We start from the raw sequence: 16205 nt of genomic DNA, 5'->3' as shown, positions 1-16205 counted from the left end.
AAGCTAAGCCTTTCAGCGCCGATGGTACTGCAGGGGGGACCCTGTGGGAGAGTAGGTCGCCGCCGAACAGTTTTTGTGGGGAAGCCCCGCACCCTAAGGGTGCGGGGCTTTCTCGCGTTCAAGGCAGGTTCAGTATCTGGCCTGCTCGGTCCGCCTCGCTCGGGCCCGCGGCACCGCAGCCGGAGGAGTCGGCACGGGCTGGAGGCAGGGGGACACAGCCTCCGGCAGCCAGCGGGAAGGGTGAGAAGGCGTCAGAGCCTTCTGTGGCCAGTGGTTCTGAGCATCCCTGAGTTCAGGGTATGATTACATCGTTGCCACAGCGCAGTAGGCCCCAATAGCTCAGTCGGTAGAGCGTCTCCATGGTAAGGAGAAGGTCTGCGGTTCGATTCCGCATTGGGGCTCAGAAGGAGAGGCCCTCGCCATTCGGCGAGGGCCTCTCGCATGTTCGGTACCGGGTTCACTCACTGAGGGACAGGGCGTGACGTGCCGCCCGCCATGGCATGCACGGGTTCTTCCACGCGGGCCAAAAAAGTCCGGGCAGGGATGTCGAGAACCCGTGACCGGCTCCGTCTCCCCGATGAACGCGACCACAATGGGTCGCATCAGCACCGAGGAGAGACACGATGGCCAAGTACCTGCTGCTCAAGCACTACCGAGGCGCTCCGGCCGCGGTCAACGACGTGCCCATGGACCAGTGGACGCCTGAGGAGATCTCGGCCCACGTGCAGTACATGCATGACTTCGCGACCCGGCTCGAAGCGACCGGCGAGTTCGTCGACGGCCAGGCGCTCGCCCCCGAGGGGACGTTCGTCCGGTATGACGGCGAGGGGCGTCCGCCGGTCACCGACGGCCCGTTCGCCGAGACCAAGGACCTCATCGCCGGCTGGATGGTGATCGACGTCGACAGCTACGAGCGTGCCATCGAGCTGGCGGGGGAACTGTCGGCCGCCCTCGGAGCCGGCGGGAAGCCGATTCATGAATGGCTGGAGGTGCGTCCGTTCCTGGCCGCGCCGCCCATCATCACGGAGTGACTCCGGATGAACGAGAGCTTGCTCCGGAGCCTTACGCCGAGCGTGCTCGGGATCCTCGTCCGCCGCGGAGCCGACTTCGCGGCGGCCGAGGACGCCGTGCAGGACGCCCTGGTCGAGGCGGTCCGCGTCTGGCCGGCCGACCCACCTCGGGACCCGAAGGGGTGGCTGGTCACCGTCGCCTGGCGCAGGTTCCTCGACGCGACCCGGGCGGATGCCGCCCGCCGTCGGCGTGAGAACGTCGTCGACGAGGAGCCGGCGCCCGGGCCCGCGCCCGCGGTGGACGACACGCTCCAGCTCTATTTCCTGTGCGCCCACCCGTCGCTGACGCCGTCGTCCGCGGTCGCGCTCACGCTGCGCGCCGTCGGCGGGCTGACCACCCGCCAGATCGCCCGGGCCTACCTGGTGCCCGAGGCGACCATGGCGCAGCGCATCAGCCGGGCCAAACGCACCGTCTCCGGCGTGCGGTTCGATCAGCCCGGCGATGTCGCCACCGTGCTGCGCGTCCTCTACCTCGTCTTCAACGAGGGCTACTCCGGCGACGTCGACCTGGCCGCCGAGGCCATCCGGCTCACCCGGCAGCTCGCGGCCCGGGTCGACCACCCCGAGGCGGCGGGGCTGCTCGCCCTCATGCTGCTCCACCACGCCCGGCGCGCAGCCCGGACCGCGCCCGACGGGAGCCTGGTGCCGCTCGCCGAGCAGGACCGAGGCCGGTGGGACACCGGAACGATCGCCGAGGGCATCGGGATCCTTCAGGCCGCCCTCGCCCGTGACCGGCTGGGAGAGTTCCAGGCCCAGGCCGCCATCGCGGCACTCCACGCCGACGCGCCCACCGCCGCGGAGACCGACTGGGTGCAGATCGTCGAGTGGTACGACGAACTCGCGCGCCTGACCGACAGTCCGGTCGTCCGGCTCAATCGCGCGGTGGCCGTCGGTGAGGCCGACGGAGCGCGCGCCGGCCTGGCGGCGCTCGCGCCGCTGGACGATTCACTGCCCCGCCACACCGCGGCGGCGGCGTACCTCCATGAGCGCGACGGAGACCTGGCCACGGCGGCGCGTCTGTACGCCGAGGCGGCCCGCAAGGCTGTCGACCTCGCCGAGCGCGATCACCTGACGCGCCAGGCCGCCCGGCTCAACGCCCGTCGGCGTCGCTGACGGGGTATGCACGGACCCTCGCGGCACTGGTGCGGCCCCGCGGCCGACCCCGCCCGTGCTGAAGTGCCCGGATCGTGGAGTGCGTTCAGGCGGTGGGCGGTTCGGGGACGCGCATGGCGAGGATGGCCATGTCGTCGGAGGCCGGTTCGGCGGCGAAGCGCTCGACGGCCCGCAGGATGCGTGCCGCCACCGCGCCGGCCGTCAGTCCCGTACACGTGGCGAGGACGTCGGCCAGACCGTCGTCGCCGAGCATGCGGGTGCCCTCACGGCGTTCCGTGACGCCGTCCGTCACGCACAGCAGGACATCGCCCGGAGCGAGCGTCACTGTCTGCTCGTACAGGGCGAGGTCCTCCATGACGCCCAGCAGGGGCTGCGGCTCGGCCGCGGCCTTGACGGAGCCGTCCTGGCGCAGGCGCAGCGGCAGAGGGTGACCCGCGCAGACCACCTTCAGGAGAGCGCTGCCGTCCTCCTGGGGCCACAGCTCGCCGTAAAGGAGCGTCAGGAAGCGGCTGCGGGCGCCCTCGTCCAGGATCGCGGCGTTGAGGCGCTCCAGGACCGCCGGGCCGCCGAAGCCCTCGCGGGCGAGGAGGCGCAGGGCGTGACGGGCGAGGCCCGTGACGGCCGCGGCCTGCGGGCCCGTACCGCAGACATCGCCGATGGCGAAACCGTACGCGCCGTCGCGGATCGGGAACACGTCGTAGAAGTCGCCGCCGACCTCGTTGCCCTCGCCCGCCGCGCGGTAGATGACCTCGATCTCGACATTGGGGACCTCGGGCAGTTCAGGCGGCAGCAGACTCCGCTGGAGCGACTGGCTGATCGCCGTGCGCTCCGAGTAGAGCCGGGCGTTGTCCAGGGCGAGCGCGGCACGCCGGGACAGGTCCTCGGCCAGTTCCAGGCTCTCCTGGCGGAAGTGGTCGTCCGCGGGCTTTCCGAGCGTGAGCATGCCGATGACGCGGTTCCGGGCGACGAGCGGCAGGACCACGGTCTCGCCGCCCACCGCCGCCGCGGTGACGAGCGTCGTACCGATGCCGGGGCCCGGACCGCCGGGTTCGGACAGGCCGAGCGAGCGCATCGAGGTACGCAGGGCCGCCTGATGGGCCGCCTCGGACGGGGCGTGCCAGACGCGGGCGCCGGGGGTCGGCACGGGGTCCGGCGGGGCGATCCTGGAGAGCAGGGCCTTGAGCTCGTCGATGCGTTCCTCGTCCTCGTGCAGCACATAGGAGAGGTACGGGTCCGAGGACTGGTCGGCGATCGTGTAGACGGCGCACCAGGTGGCCAGGGTGGGGACCGTCATCTGTGCCATCAGCGCCAGGGTCTGGTCCCGGTCCAGGGTGCCCGCGAGCAGGTCGGACGCCTCGACGAGGAAGGACAGCGAACCGCGGCGCAGGCGCTCCAGCTCGCCCAGCCGGGCCGACTCGACGGCCAGCGCGATGCGGTCCGCGGCGAACTGCAGACGCAGAGCCTCCTCGTTGGTGTACCGGCCCGCGGCCTCCGCGGCGACGCCCAACGAGCCCGTCAGACGCCCCTCGACCTTGAGCGGCACGGTGACGACGGAGCGCATGCCCGTGCCCGCGAGCAGCGGGACGGCCCCGGGAAGCGTGTCCAGGTCCTCGTGGACGGCGGGCATCCGGGCGGAGCCGTAACGTCCTGTTCCGGCCTCCACCGGAACGCGGGCGAAACGCTGGCGGGCGGAGGGCAGGCCCGTCGTGGCCCGCACCTCCAGTTCCGTCTCGTCGTCCGTGGCGAGCAGCAGGAACGCCGAATCGGCGTCGAGCATGTCGCGTGCCCGCTCGACCGTGCGCTGGAGCAGGCCGTCGAGGTCGTCGGGGGCCGGGGAGCCGATGAAGATCTCGAACGGGTCCGCCTTGCGGTTCTCGGCGTTCGTGTCGGAGACCGGGGTGCGGGGCGGAGACTGGAGGACGGCGCGTTCGTAGTCCCGCACCAGCAGACAGACGGTGGACGGATCGCCGTGCGGATCGCGGACCCGCAGGTGGGAGGCGTAGACAGGGATGGTGCGGCCGTCGGCGCCCCGGATGCCGTAGCTGCCCTCCCAGCGCGACAGCCGCAGGGCTTCGGCGATGCCGGTGTTGGTGCCCGGTGTCTGCGGCCACGCCGTGAAGTCGGTGAGTTGTTTGCCGAGGACCTGGTCGGGGGCGTAGCCGAAGAGGAACGTGGCGTCCTCGTTCCAGGCGGTGACGCAACCGGTGCTGTCGGTCTGGACGACGGCCACTCGTACCCGTTCGTCGGCGACCGGGAGCAGGCCGACCGGGAGCTGCGGGCCGGCGGAGCGGATGCCGACCGGTCGCTCGGGCAGGTCCAGCTGGAACCAGACGTGCTTGTGGGTGGGGGAGTACTCGACGCCCCACCGGGAGGCCAGTGCCGCGCAGAGCAGCAGTCCCCGGCCGTTCTCACGGTCCGGGCCCGTGTGATCCGGGCCCGGGCGCCTGAGCGGGACCTCTCGCTCCGGATAGTGGTCGGAGACCTCGATCCGGACGCCGTCCTCCGTGCGCAGACAGAGCACGTCCGCGGCGGTGCCGGCGTGGACCACGGCATTCGTCACGAGTTCGCTGGTGAGGACGACCGCGTCGTCGACGACGTCCGTGTACCCCCAACCCTGGAGGGTGTCCCGGACGAAGGCGCGGGCCGCAGCGACCGAGCGCCCGACCGGGTCGAAGGTGGCTGCCGCGCGCGCGGTGATCACAGCACTCCCCATGTGATGTCTCGTCGCTTCCCCGAGTCCTGTGCCCGTTTCTCGCCGTTTCGATTCGCCAAGGTCCTGTCGTCGAACTGCCGCCTGCCGTGCGATGCCCGGCACGCACACTCGCCGCGTTGTCGGAGTCGTCCTCGTACGTCCGGTACGCGGACGGTCCTCCGCCTTGCGGTCAATGGGGTCTCCCCTGTTCGAGCGAAGCCGAGAACTCGGGGAAGCACCGGACGCCGCACGGCCCGGCCTCCGGCCGAACGACGCCACTGTGAAGACAGGACCCAGGACCTGCCGTCGTGCTGTGGCCGGGAAGGCTCACCGGCACGTGGCGTCCGGCGAATCTTCACGGCCACAGCACCAGCCAGGCTAGACGCTCGGTCCCGGTGCCCGGTACATGAGGTCCGACTTCGCGCAGGAACGGCCAGGATCGGGCAAGTGGGCGGACAAGTCCGGACTTCTCGACGGGGCCGTGGTGACAACCGGTGGAGGTCGCACTCCGATCGGGTCGGCCCTGGTACGTTTCAACGATTTGACGTCCGCATGGTCACCCCTCGACGGTGGGCAGTGGCGGTGAGCCAAAGAGGATCTGGGCAAGCTCCCAGACAGGACCCGAGCGAAACGGTCAACCCCTGCGGGAGGGACACGGTGGAGTCTGGCGTGGCGGCGCGGGGATCAGCAACGCGCACACAAGGCGGACAGTCCGTGAAGAAACAGCGCAATGGCACCATCGAGGTCGACGCGGCGGCGCTCAACAGACTGCAGGCCGGACTGGTGGCGATGCGCGACGGGAACTTCCGCCGGCGCCTGACCGTCTCCGGGGACGGCGTGATGGCGGAGATCGCGGCGCTGTTCAACGAGGTCGCCGACCGCAATCTCCACCTCACCGGGGAGCTGGCCCGGGTGCGGCGCGTGGTCGGGCGGGAGGGGAAGCTCACCGAGCGGCTGGAGACGGGCGCCTGCGAGGGGTCCTGGGCCGCCGCCATCGACGCCTCCAACGAACTGGTCGACGATCTGGCCCGCCCGGTCTCGGAGGTCGGGCGGGTGCTGGCGGCGGTGGCCGACGGCGATCTCGAACAGCGGATGGAGCTGCGGTCGTACACGGCCGACGGGGCGGTACGGCCGCTGCGCGGCGAGTTCCTGAAGGTCGCCCGTACGGTCAACAACCTGGTCGACCAGCTCTCGGCGTTCACCGAGCAGGTCACCAGGGTGGCGGTCGAGGTGGGGACCGAGGGCAAGCTGGGCGGGCAGGCCCAGGTGCGCGGGATGTCCGGGTCGTGGAAGGACCTCACGGACTCCGTGAACACCATGGCGTACCGGCTGACCGCCCAGGTGCGGGACATCGCCCTGGTCACGACGGCGGTTGCCAAGGGGGATCTGTCGCGGAAGGTCACCGTCCACGTGGCCGGTGAGATGCTCCAGCTGAAGAACACCGTGAACACGATGGTCGACCAGCTGTCGTCGTTCTCCTCCGAGGTGACGCGGGTCGCCCGCGAGGTGGGCACGGAGGGCGAGCTGGGCGGGCAGGCGCAGGTGCCCGGCGTCGCCGGTGTGTGGAAGGACCTCACCGACTCCGTCAACACGATGGCGGGGAACCTGACCTCCCAGGTGCGGGGGATCGCCGAGGTGACCATGGCCGTCGCCAACGGTGACCTGTCGCAGAAGGTGAGGGTGAGCGCGCGCGGCGAGGTCGCGCAGCTGGCCGAGACCATCAACCAGATGACCGAGACGCTGCGGACCTTCGCGGACGAAGTGACGCGGGTGGCGAGCGAGATCGGCGGCGAAGGGCTGCTCGGCGGGCAGGCGCAGGTGCCGGGGGCCGCCGGGACCTGGAAGGACCTCACCGATTCGGTGAACACGGTCTTCCGCAATCTGACGACGCAGGTGCGGGACATCGCGCAGGTGACCACGGCGGTGGCCAGCGGCGACCTGTCGCAGAAGGTCACGGTCGACGTGGCCGGCGAGATGCTGGAGCTGAAGAACACCGTCAACACGATGGTCGACCAGCTGCAGTCCTTCGGTTCGGAAGTGACGCGGGTGGCGCGGGAGGTCGGCGTCGAGGGCAGGCTGGGCGGCCAGGCCGAGGTGCCGGGCGCGGCGGGCACGTGGAAGGACCTCACCGATTCGGTGAACACCGCCTTCCGGAACCTGACGGGTCAGGTGCGCGACATCGCGCAGGTGACGACCGCCGTCGCGAACGGGGACCTGTCGCAGAAGGTCACGGTCGACGTCGCGGGCGAGATGCTGGAGCTGAAGAACACCGTCAACACGATGGTGGCGCAGCTCTCGTCCTTCGCCGACCAGGTCACGCGGATGGCGCGGGACGTGGGCACGGAGGGCCGGCTGGGCGGTCAGGCACGGGTCGACGGCGTCTCCGGCACCTGGAAGGAGCTCACGGACTCCGTCAACTTCATGGCCGGGAACCTGACGTCCCAGGTCCGTGAGATCGCCCAGGTGACGACGGCGGTGGCGCGGGGCGACCTGTCTCAGAAGATCGACGTGGACGCGCGCGGCGAGATCCTGGAGCTGAAGAACACCATCAACACGATGGTCGACCAGCTCTCCGCCTTCGCCGACCAGGTGACCCGGGTGGCCCGCGAGGTGGGCACGGACGGGCGGCTCGGCGGGCAGGCCCAGGTGCCCGGGGTGGCCGGTGTGTGGCGCGATCTGACCGACTCGGTGAACGGCATGGCCGGCAATCTCACCGACCAGGTCCGCAGCATCGCCCAGGTCGCCACGGCGGTGGCGCGGGGCGACCTGTCTCAGAAGATCGACGTGGACGCGCGCGGCGAGATCCTCGAGCTGAAGAACACCCTGAACACGATGGTGGACCAGCTCTCGAACTTCGCCGAGCAGGTGACGCGGGTCGCCCGCGAGGTGGGTACGGAGGGCATCCTCGGCGGCCAGGCCGAGGTGCAGGGCGTGTCCGGTACGTGGAAGGACCTCACCCAGTCCGTCAACGGCATGGCGAACAACCTGACCCTCCAGGTCCGCAACATCGCCGAGGTGACCACCGCGGTCGCCAACGGCGACCTCTCCAAGAAGATCACGGTCGACGCCAAGGGCGAGATCCTCGAACTGGTCACGACCGTCAACACCATGGTCGACCAACTGCTCAACTTCGCCGACGAGGTGACGCGGGTGGCGCGTGAGGTGGGCACGGAGGGCATCCTCGGCGGGCAGGCGCGGGTGCGCGGTGCCACCGGCATCTGGAAGGACCTCAGCGACAACGTCAACCTGATGGCCAACAATCTGACCAGCCAGGTGCGGAACATCTCCCGGGTGTCGTCCGCGGTCGCCAACGGGGATCTGACGAAGAAGGTCACCGTCGAGGCGCGCGGCGAGGTCGCCGAACTCGCCGACACCGTCAACACGATGGTGACGACGCTGTCCTCGTTCGCCGACGAGGTGACGCGGGTGGCCCGCGAGGTGGGCACGGAGGGCGAGCTGGGCGGCCAGGCGCGCGTGCCGGGGGTGTCCGGCACGTGGAAGGACCTCACCGAGTCGGTGAACTCGATGGCGTCCAATCTGACCGGCCAGGTGCGCCAGATCGCCGCGGTGACCACGGCCATCGCCAAGGGCGACCTCACGAAGAAGATCGACATCGACGCGCGCGGCGAGATCCTGGAGCTCAAGGACACCATCAACACGATGGTCGACCAGCTGTCCTCGTTCGCCGAGCAGGTGACCCGGGTGGCCCGCGAGGTGGGTACGGAGGGTCAGCTGGGCGGTCAGGCGCGCGTCCGGGACGTCGACGGAACCTGGCGCGATCTCACCGAGTCGGTGAACGAGATGGCCGGCAACCTCACCCGCCAGGTCCGGGCCATCGCGGCGGTCGCCACCGCCGTGACCCGGGGCGATCTCAACCTCAAGGTCGACGTGGACGCGGCCGGTGAGATCCAGGCGCTGCAGGACAACATCAATACGATGATCGCCAACCTGCGCGACACCACGGCCACCAACAAGGAACAGGACTGGCTCAAGGGCAACCTCGCGCGGATCTCCGGCCTGATGCAGGGCCGGCGCGATCTGGACGACGTGGCCTCGCTGATCATGAGTGAGCTGACGCCGGTGGTCTCCGCGCAGCACGGCGCGTTCTTCCTGGCCATGTCGACAGGGGACACCGACACGGTGGGGGTGGACGGCGACCAGGACGGTTCGTACGAGCTGCGCATGAGAGGCAGCTACGGGTACTCGGCCGGGACGATGCCGACCTCCTTCCGTCCCGGTGAGACGCTGATCGGGACGGCGGCGGAGGAGAAGCGGACCATTCAGGTGGACAACGTTCCGCCGGGGTATCTGAAGATCTCCTCCGGGCTCGGCGAGGCACCTCCCGCGCATGTGATCGTGCTGCCGGTGCTTTTCGAGGGCAAGGTCCTCGGCGTGATCGAACTGGCCTCGTTCCAGCCGTTCACACAGATCCAGCGGGACTTCCTCAACCAGCTCGCCGAAATGATCGCGACGAGCGTCAACACCATCAGCGTCAATACGAAGACCGAGAAGCTCCTCGAGCAGTCGCAGGAACTGGCCCAGCAATTGCGGGACCGTTCCAAGGAGCTGGAGAACCGGCAGAAGGCCCTTGAGGCGTCCAATACCGAACTGGAGGAAAAGGCCGAGCTGCTGGCCCAGCAGAACCGCGACATCGAGGTCAAGAACACCGAGATCGAGGACGCCCGGCAGGTCCTGGAGGAACGCGCCGAACAGCTCGCGGTCTCCATGCGTTACAAGTCCGAGTTCCTGGCGAACATGTCGCACGAGCTGCGCACTCCGCTCAACTCGCTGCTCATTCTCGCCAAGTTGCTCGCGGACAACGCGGAGGGCAATCTCTCGCCGAAGCAGGTGGAGTTCGCCGAGACGATCCACGGGGCCGGTTCCGATCTGCTTCAGCTGATCAACGACATCCTCGATCTCACGAAGGTCGAGGCGGGCAAGATGGACGTCAGTCCGACCCGGATCGCGCTGGTCCAGCTGGTCGACTACGTGGAGGCGACGTTCCGGCCGCTCACCGCGGAGAAGGGGCTCGATTTCTCCGTACGGGTCTCCCCGGAACTGCCCGCGACGCTGCACACGGACGAACAACGCCTGCTCCAGGTGCTGCGCAACCTCCTTTCCAATGCGGTGAAGTTCACCGACAGCGGGGCGGTCGAACTGGTCATCCGGCTCGCCGCCGACGACGTGCCGCACGCCATCCGCGAGCAGCTGCTGGAGGCCGGTTCGCTGCGCGACGCCGATGCCGACCTGATCGCCTTCTCGGTCACCGACACCGGCATCGGGATCGCGGCGAGCAAGATGCTGGTGATCTTCGAGGCGTTCAAGCAGGCGGACGGCACGACCAGCCGCAAGTACGGCGGCACGGGGCTGGGGCTGTCCATCAGCCGGGAGATCGCCCGGCTGCTGGGCGGCGAGATCCACGCGGCGAGCGAGCCGGGCCGCGGCTCGACGTTCACGTTGTACCTGCCGCTGCACCCGAGCGAGTTGCTGCCGCAGGGCTTCCCGCAGAACGGTCCGGAGGACGCCGAGGTGCCGGGAGCGGCGGCCGAGGAGGTGCCGCTCCCGGAGATCGCACCGGGTGCCGAGCCGATGACCGCCGAGCACGATCCGGCCGGTTCCGGCGGTGTCCAGACCGCTCCGGGGGCCGCCGGACCGGTCCGGCACCGTCACAAGGCGCTGGGCGGCACGGGGCGGCAGCCCGCGCTGCCGTCCCGCGCCTCGGCCACGGCCACCGGGCAGGAGTCGTGGGCTCCGAGCGTCCGGGAGGAGACGCAGGTCCGCAGGACGTTCCGGTTCCACGGGGAGAAGGTGCTGATCGTCGACGACGACATCCGCAACGTCTTCGCGCTCACCAGCGTGCTGGAGCAGCACGGTCTGTCGGTGCTGTACGCCGAGAACGGCCGTGTCGGCATCGAAGTCCTGGAGCAGCACGACGATGTGACGGTCGTGCTGATGGACATCATGATGCCGGAGATGGACGGCTATGCCACGACGGCGGCGATCCGCCGGATGCCGCAGTTCGCCGGGCTGCCCATCGTCGCGCTGACCGCGAAGGCCATGAAGGGCGACCGGGAAAAGGCGATCGAATCCGGTGCTTCCGACTATGTCACCAAGCCGGTTGATCCTGATCATCTCCTTTCCGTAATGGAGCAGTGGATGCGCGGAGAGTGATCATCGGGCAGAGTGAATTGCCGCGATTTCAAGATCGACTCTGCTCGTGGCGCGGGAGGGGGTGCGGCGGGAACCTTCCCGCCGCCTGCCGCGTTTTCGGTGTGTGCACAGTGACATCGCGGTGACAGGGTGTGGTGACGGGCAGGGTGCGGCTACCATGACCGGCACAAGGACGGACGGCGTAAGGGAGTCGTCCCCTGGGGCGGCGCCCGGTGCAATTCCGGGGCGAGGAGGACGGGCCATGGTGCAGAAGGCCAAGATCCTCCTGGTCGATGACCGGCCGGAGAATCTGCTGGCGCTGGAGGCCATCCTCTCTGCGCTCGATCAGACACTGGTACGGGCATCGTCAGGGGAGGAAGCGCTCAAAGCGCTGCTCACGGACGACTTCGCGGTCATTCTGCTGGACGTCCAGATGCCTGGGATGGACGGTTTCGAAACCGCGGCGCACATCAAGCGGCGGGAACGGACCCGGGACATCCCGATCATCTTCCTCACCGCGATCAATCACGGACCGCATCACACCTTCAGGGGCTACGCGGCGGGCGCGGTGGACTACATCTCGAAGCCGTTCGACCCATGGGTGCTCCGGGCGAAGGTCTCGGTCTTCGTCGAGCTGTACACGAAGAACTGCAAGCTGCGCGAGCAGGCGGCGCTGCTGCGGCTCCAGCTGGAGGGCGACGCCGAGGGAGGTGCCGGCCTGGACGGGGAGCCCGCCGGGCTGCTGGCCGAGCTCTCGGCGCGGCTCGCCGCCGTGGAGGAGCAGGCCGAAGCGCTCTCCAAGCAGCTCGACGACGAGTCGGCGGACGCCGCGGCCGTGGCCACCGCCGCCCATCTGGAGCGCAAACTGACCGGTCTGCGCCGGGCGCTCGACGCGCTGGAGCCGGGCACCGGCAGCGGAACGGCCGCCCTTCCCTCGTAGCGGGCCGGCCCCGACGGGCTGTGGGAAGCATGCCCACGTCGTAGGACAAGCGCGTCGTGTCGTCCGGCACTTCCCCGAGCTCTCGGCTTCGTTCGAGCAGGGGAGGACCCATCCGAGAGCTTTCGGCCGCCTTGCGATCGCACGCACCGGACGACGCTTCTTCCGGGCAAACCTTGCCGGTCACGGCACTGGACACCGGGGCAACGGGGCGCGGGTCGATTCCCGGCCGGGACACGGGCGATGGTCCGGACGTTCGCCCAACCGCCGCTCCATTCCGCCTCCCCGACGGCCCGTCACCAGGTGCGTCCGGTCGTGCGGTGGCGTGAGGACGTGTCAGTTTCCGGTCTCCGCCCGGCGACACGGTCGGGTGAAGCGGCAGGCGCACGTGTTCACGGCCGTCGGCACCGGTAACCTCGGCATCATGGCCTCACGTACGTCCGGCAAGGGTTCCCAGGGCACGGCGGGCACCGCGAAGCGCGTCGGCCGTACCGCGGGGCCCGTCAAGAAGGCCGCGCCGGCCAAGAAAGCCGCGCCCGCCAAGAAGCCCGCAGCAAAGAAGAGCGCGCCCTCGAAGAAGGCGCCTGCGAAGAAGGCACCTGCCAAGAAGGCGGCGAGGAGGCCGGCCGCACCGCGCCCGGCACCGTCGCCCACCAGTGGCGTGTACCGCCTGGCGCGCGCCGTCTGGCTCGGTGCCGCGCACGCCGTCGGCGCGATGTTCCGCGGCCTGGGACGCGGCGCCAGGGGACTCGATCCCGCGCACCGCAAGGACGGCATCGCCCTGCTCCTGCTCGGCCTGGCGCTCGTCGTCGCCGCGGGCACCTGGTCCAACCTGCGCGGTCCCGTCGGCGACCTCGTCGAGATGCTCGTCACCGGGGCCTTCGGGCGGCTCGATCTGCTCGTGCCGATACTGCTCGGCACCATCGCCGTACGGCTGATCCGCCACCCGGAGCGGCCCGAGGCCAACGGCCGCATCGTCATCGGACTCTCCGCCCTGGTCGTCGGCGTGCTGGGACAGGTCCACATCGCGTGCGGATCGCCCGGTCGGGGAGACGGCACGACGGCGATGCAGGACGCGGGCGGGCTCATCGGCTGGGCCGCTTCCAAGCCGTTGATCTACACCATGGGCGAGGTCCTCGCCGTACCGCTGCTCCTCCTTCTCACCGTCTTCGGGCTGCTCGTCGTCACCGCCACCCCGGTCAACGCCATTCCGCAACGGCTGCGCCTGCTCGGCACCAAGCTGGGCGTCCTGGATCCGCCGTACGATCCCGCGGAGGACGAGGAGAACGACGACGAGCGCTACGAGGAGCAGTGGCGCGAGGCCCTGCCCGCCCGCTCCCGACGTTCCTCCGCACGCCGTCCTGAGACCTCCGGGGAGTACGAACCCGAACAGGCGGAGGCCGAGGCGCTCTCCCGGCGCCGCGGCCCCCGCAGGCCCTCCGCGCAGCCCGCGATGAACCGCACCATGGACGCGGTGGACGTCGCCGCGGCGGCCGCCGCCGCGCTCGACGGGGCCGTGCTCAACGGCATGCCGCCCTCGCCGATCGTCGCCGACCTCACCCAGGGCGTCTCCGTCGACCGTGAACGCCCGGCGCCGCCGGTCCCGGGCGCCCGGGAGAGCGAGCCCGCCGCCGGGGGAGGGAAGCAGGCGAAGTCCCCGGTGCCGTCGGGCAGCGTGCCCGACCTGACGAAGCCCGCGCCCGACCGGTCGCAGTCCGAACCGCTGCCGGCCCGCGCCGAGCAGCTCCGGCTGTCCGGCGACATCACCTACGCGCTGCCCTCGCTCGACCTGCTGGAACGCGGTGGGCCCGGCAAGACCCGCAGCGCCGCCAACGACGCGATCGTCGCGGCCCTGACGAACGTCTTCACCGAGTTCAAGGTCGACGCCGCGGTCACCGGCTTCACCCGGGGCCCGACGGTCACCCGCTACGAGGTGGAGCTCGGCCCCGCCGTGAAGGTCGAGCGGATCACCGCCCTCGCCAAGAACATCGCGTACGCCGTCGCCAGCCCGGACGTCCGGATCATCTCCCCGATCCCGGGGAAGTCGGCGGTGGGCATCGAGATCCCCAACAGCGACCGCGAGATGGTCAACCTCGGCGACGTGCTGCGTCTCGCCGACGCCGCCGAGGACGACCACCCGATGCTGGTCGCGCTCGGCAAGGACGTCGAGGGCGGCTATGTGATGGCCAACCTGGCGAAGATGCCGCACGTGCTGGTGGCCGGTGCCACCGGGTCCGGCAAGTCGTCCTGCATCAACTGTCTGATCACCTCGATCATGGTGCGGGCGACCCCGGAGGACGTCCGCATGGTGCTCGTCGACCCCAAGCGCGTCGAGCTGACCGCGTACGAGGGCATCCCGCACCTGATCACGCCGATCATCACCAACCCCAAGCGGGCCGCCGAGGCCCTCCAGTGGGTCGTGCGGGAGATGGACCTCCGGTACGACGACCTCGCCGCCTTCGGCTACCGGCACATCGACGACTTCAACCAGGCCGTGCGAGACGGCAAGGTCAAGCCGCCGGAGGGCAGCGAGCGCGAGCTCTCGCCGTACCCGTACCTGCTGGTGATCGTCGACGAGCTCGCCGACCTGATGATGGTCGCCCCGCGCGACGTGGAGGACGCCATCGTCCGCATCACCCAGCTGGCCCGCGCCGCGGGGATCCATCTGGTGCTCGCCACCCAGCGGCCCTCGGTCGACGTCGTCACGGGCCTGATCAAGGCGAACGTGCCCTCACGGCTCGCCTTCGCGACGTCGTCGCTGGCCGACAGCCGGGTCATCCTCGACCAGCCCGGTGCCGAGAAGCTCATCGGGAAGGGCGACGGGCTGTTCCTGCCGATGGGGGCCAACAAGCCCACCCGGATGCAGGGGGCCTTCGTCACCGAGGACGAGGTCGCGGCCGTCGTCCGGCACTGCAAGGATCAGATGACGCCGGTCTTCCGCGACGACGTGGTGGTCGGCACCGGCAAGAAGAAGGAGATCGACGAGGACATCGGCGACGACCTGGACCTGCTCTGCCAGGCCGCCGAGCTGGTCGTGTCCACCCAGTTCGGGTCCACCTCGATGCTCCAGCGCAAGCTGAGGGTCGGCTTCGCCAAGGCGGGCCGGCTCATGGACCTGATGGAGTCGCGGAACATCGTGGGACCGAGCGAGGGTTCCAAGGCCCGCGACGTCCTGGTGAAACCCGACGAGCTGGACGGCGTGTTGGCGCTGATCCGCGGGGAACCCGCCTCGTAGGTGAAGTGCGGGCAACCGTTTCGTCGGGTCGTACGTCAAGTTGAGGGGAGGGACGGCAGGATGGTCCTTCCCGGGGCTGCTCGGCGGGTCCGAACGCGTTCGAGTCCGATGGCGTACAAAGTCCTTCCTCCCGGTTGCCCCACTCTTTCGTACCCCCCCTAGACTGAACATCCAGCAGGTGGCTCACGCTCGAAAGGCGCCCCCGTGTCCATCGGCAACTCCCCCGAAGACGACCGGCCTTCGATCGGTCGAGTGCTTCAGCAGGCTCGTATCGCCGCAGGTCTCACGGTCGAAGAAATCAGTACGTCCACGCGGGTGCGCATCCCCATCGTGCACGCGATCGAAGAGGACGACTTCTCCCGCTGCGGCGGCGACGTGTACGCGCGCGGCCACATCCGCGCGCTGGCACGCGCCGTCCACATCGATCCGGAACCCCTGGTCGCGCAGTACGACGACGAGCACGGCGGCCGCCCGGCACCCACGTCCGCGGCCCCGCTGTTCGAGGCCGAGCGCATCCGGTCCGAACCCCGCCGCCCCAACTGGACGGCCGCCATGGTCGCGGCGATCGTCGTCGTGGTGGGCTTCGTCGGCTTCACGGTCGTCAAGGGCGGCAACAACGACACACCCACGACCACGCAGGTCGCGGAGGGGGCGACCGCCAACACGGAGAGCCCCCGGCCCAAGGGCGGCAAGTCCGCGGACCCCAAGCCGGAGACCTCCGACAGCGCCATCGCCGCGGCCCCCCGGGACAAGGTGACGGTGAAGCTCAGCGCCAGCCAGGGCAAGAGCTGGATCTCCGCCAAGGACCACAACGGCCGGCTGCTCTTCGACGGCCTGCTGCTCCAGGGCCAGTCCAAGACCTTCCAGGATCAGGAGCGGGTCGACCTCGTCCTCGGTGACGCCGGGTCCATCGAGCTCTACGTGAACGGCAAGAAGGTCGAGGACAAGTTCCAGCCGGGCCAGGTCGAGCGGCTCTCGTACACGAAGGGCGACCCGGCGGTCGGCTGA

7 protein-coding genes and 1 tRNA gene are annotated in these 16205 nt (G+C 69.9%); 7 read left to right on the top strand and 1 reads right to left on the bottom strand.

Annotated features, from left to right (window positions below; all coding sequences use genetic code 11):
• Positions 1–328 precede the first annotated feature (328 nt).
• From ACFYXM_RS25610 to ACFYXM_RS25600, 3 genes are all read left to right on the top strand, one after another.
• Positions 329–401: transfer RNA gene (locus ACFYXM_RS25610), tRNA-Thr, on the top strand.
• Positions 402–623: 222 nt separating this feature from the next.
• Complete coding sequence (locus ACFYXM_RS25605; RefSeq protein WP_389292675.1) at positions 624–1031, top strand: YciI family protein; 408 nt, start codon at positions 624–626, stop codon at positions 1029–1031.
• A 6-nt stretch (positions 1032–1037) separates the two neighbouring features.
• Complete coding sequence (locus ACFYXM_RS25600) at positions 1038–2183, top strand: RNA polymerase sigma factor (protein ID WP_389292674.1); 1146 nt, start codon at positions 1038–1040, stop codon at positions 2181–2183.
• An 85-nt stretch (positions 2184–2268) separates the two neighbouring features.
• Here the strand turns inward: ACFYXM_RS25600 and ACFYXM_RS25595 are convergent, their stop codons facing one another.
• Complete coding sequence (locus ACFYXM_RS25595; RefSeq protein ID WP_389292673.1) at positions 2269–4896, bottom strand: SpoIIE family protein phosphatase; 2628 nt, start codon at positions 4894–4896, stop codon at positions 2269–2271.
• A 693-nt stretch (positions 4897–5589) separates the two neighbouring features.
• Between ACFYXM_RS25595 and ACFYXM_RS25590 the strand changes: the two genes are divergently transcribed.
• The 4 genes from ACFYXM_RS25590 to ACFYXM_RS25575 all read left to right on the top strand — a co-directional run bounded on the left by ACFYXM_RS25590 (position 5590) and on the right by ACFYXM_RS25575 (position 16205).
• Positions 5590–11046 (top strand): HAMP domain-containing protein, encoded by a 5457-nt coding sequence (locus ACFYXM_RS25590; RefSeq protein WP_389292671.1) that lies wholly within the window; start codon positions 5590–5592, stop codon positions 11044–11046.
• A 241-nt stretch (positions 11047–11287) separates the two neighbouring features.
• Complete coding sequence (locus ACFYXM_RS25585) at positions 11288–11965, top strand: two-component system response regulator (protein WP_389292669.1); 678 nt, start codon at positions 11288–11290, stop codon at positions 11963–11965.
• Positions 11966–12386: 421 nt separating this feature from the next.
• Positions 12387–15197: a DNA translocase FtsK gene (locus ACFYXM_RS25580; RefSeq protein WP_389292667.1), complete on the top strand. Its 2811-nt coding sequence runs from the start codon at positions 12387–12389 to the stop codon at positions 15195–15197.
• A 204-nt stretch (positions 15198–15401) separates the two neighbouring features.
• Positions 15402–16205, top strand: a complete 804-nt coding sequence (locus ACFYXM_RS25575; RefSeq protein WP_389292665.1) for a helix-turn-helix domain-containing protein — start codon at positions 15402–15404, stop codon at positions 16203–16205.

Origin of the sequence: Streptomyces sp. NPDC002476, from assembly GCF_042889785.1 — a bacterium.
Lineage (GTDB): Bacteria > Actinomycetota > Actinomycetes > Streptomycetales > Streptomycetaceae > Streptomyces.
The sequence above is the reverse complement of the archived record's forward strand: the minus strand, read 5'-3'. Positions and strand labels throughout refer to the sequence as shown.

Coding starts and splice junctions, on each gene's coding strand:
- ACFYXM_RS25605 (WP_389292675.1), top strand. CDS start 624: ATGGCCAAGTACCTGCTGCTCAAGCACTACCGAGGCGCTCCGGCCGCG.
- ACFYXM_RS25595 (WP_389292673.1), bottom strand. CDS start 4,896: ATGGGGAGTGCTGTGATCACCGCGCGCGCGGCAGCCACCTTCGACCCG.
- ACFYXM_RS25585 (WP_389292669.1), top strand. CDS start 11,288: ATGGTGCAGAAGGCCAAGATCCTCCTGGTCGATGACCGGCCGGAGAAT.
- ACFYXM_RS25600 (WP_389292674.1), top strand. CDS start 1,038: ATGAACGAGAGCTTGCTCCGGAGCCTTACGCCGAGCGTGCTCGGGATC.
- ACFYXM_RS25580 (WP_389292667.1), top strand. CDS start 12,387: ATGGCCTCACGTACGTCCGGCAAGGGTTCCCAGGGCACGGCGGGCACC.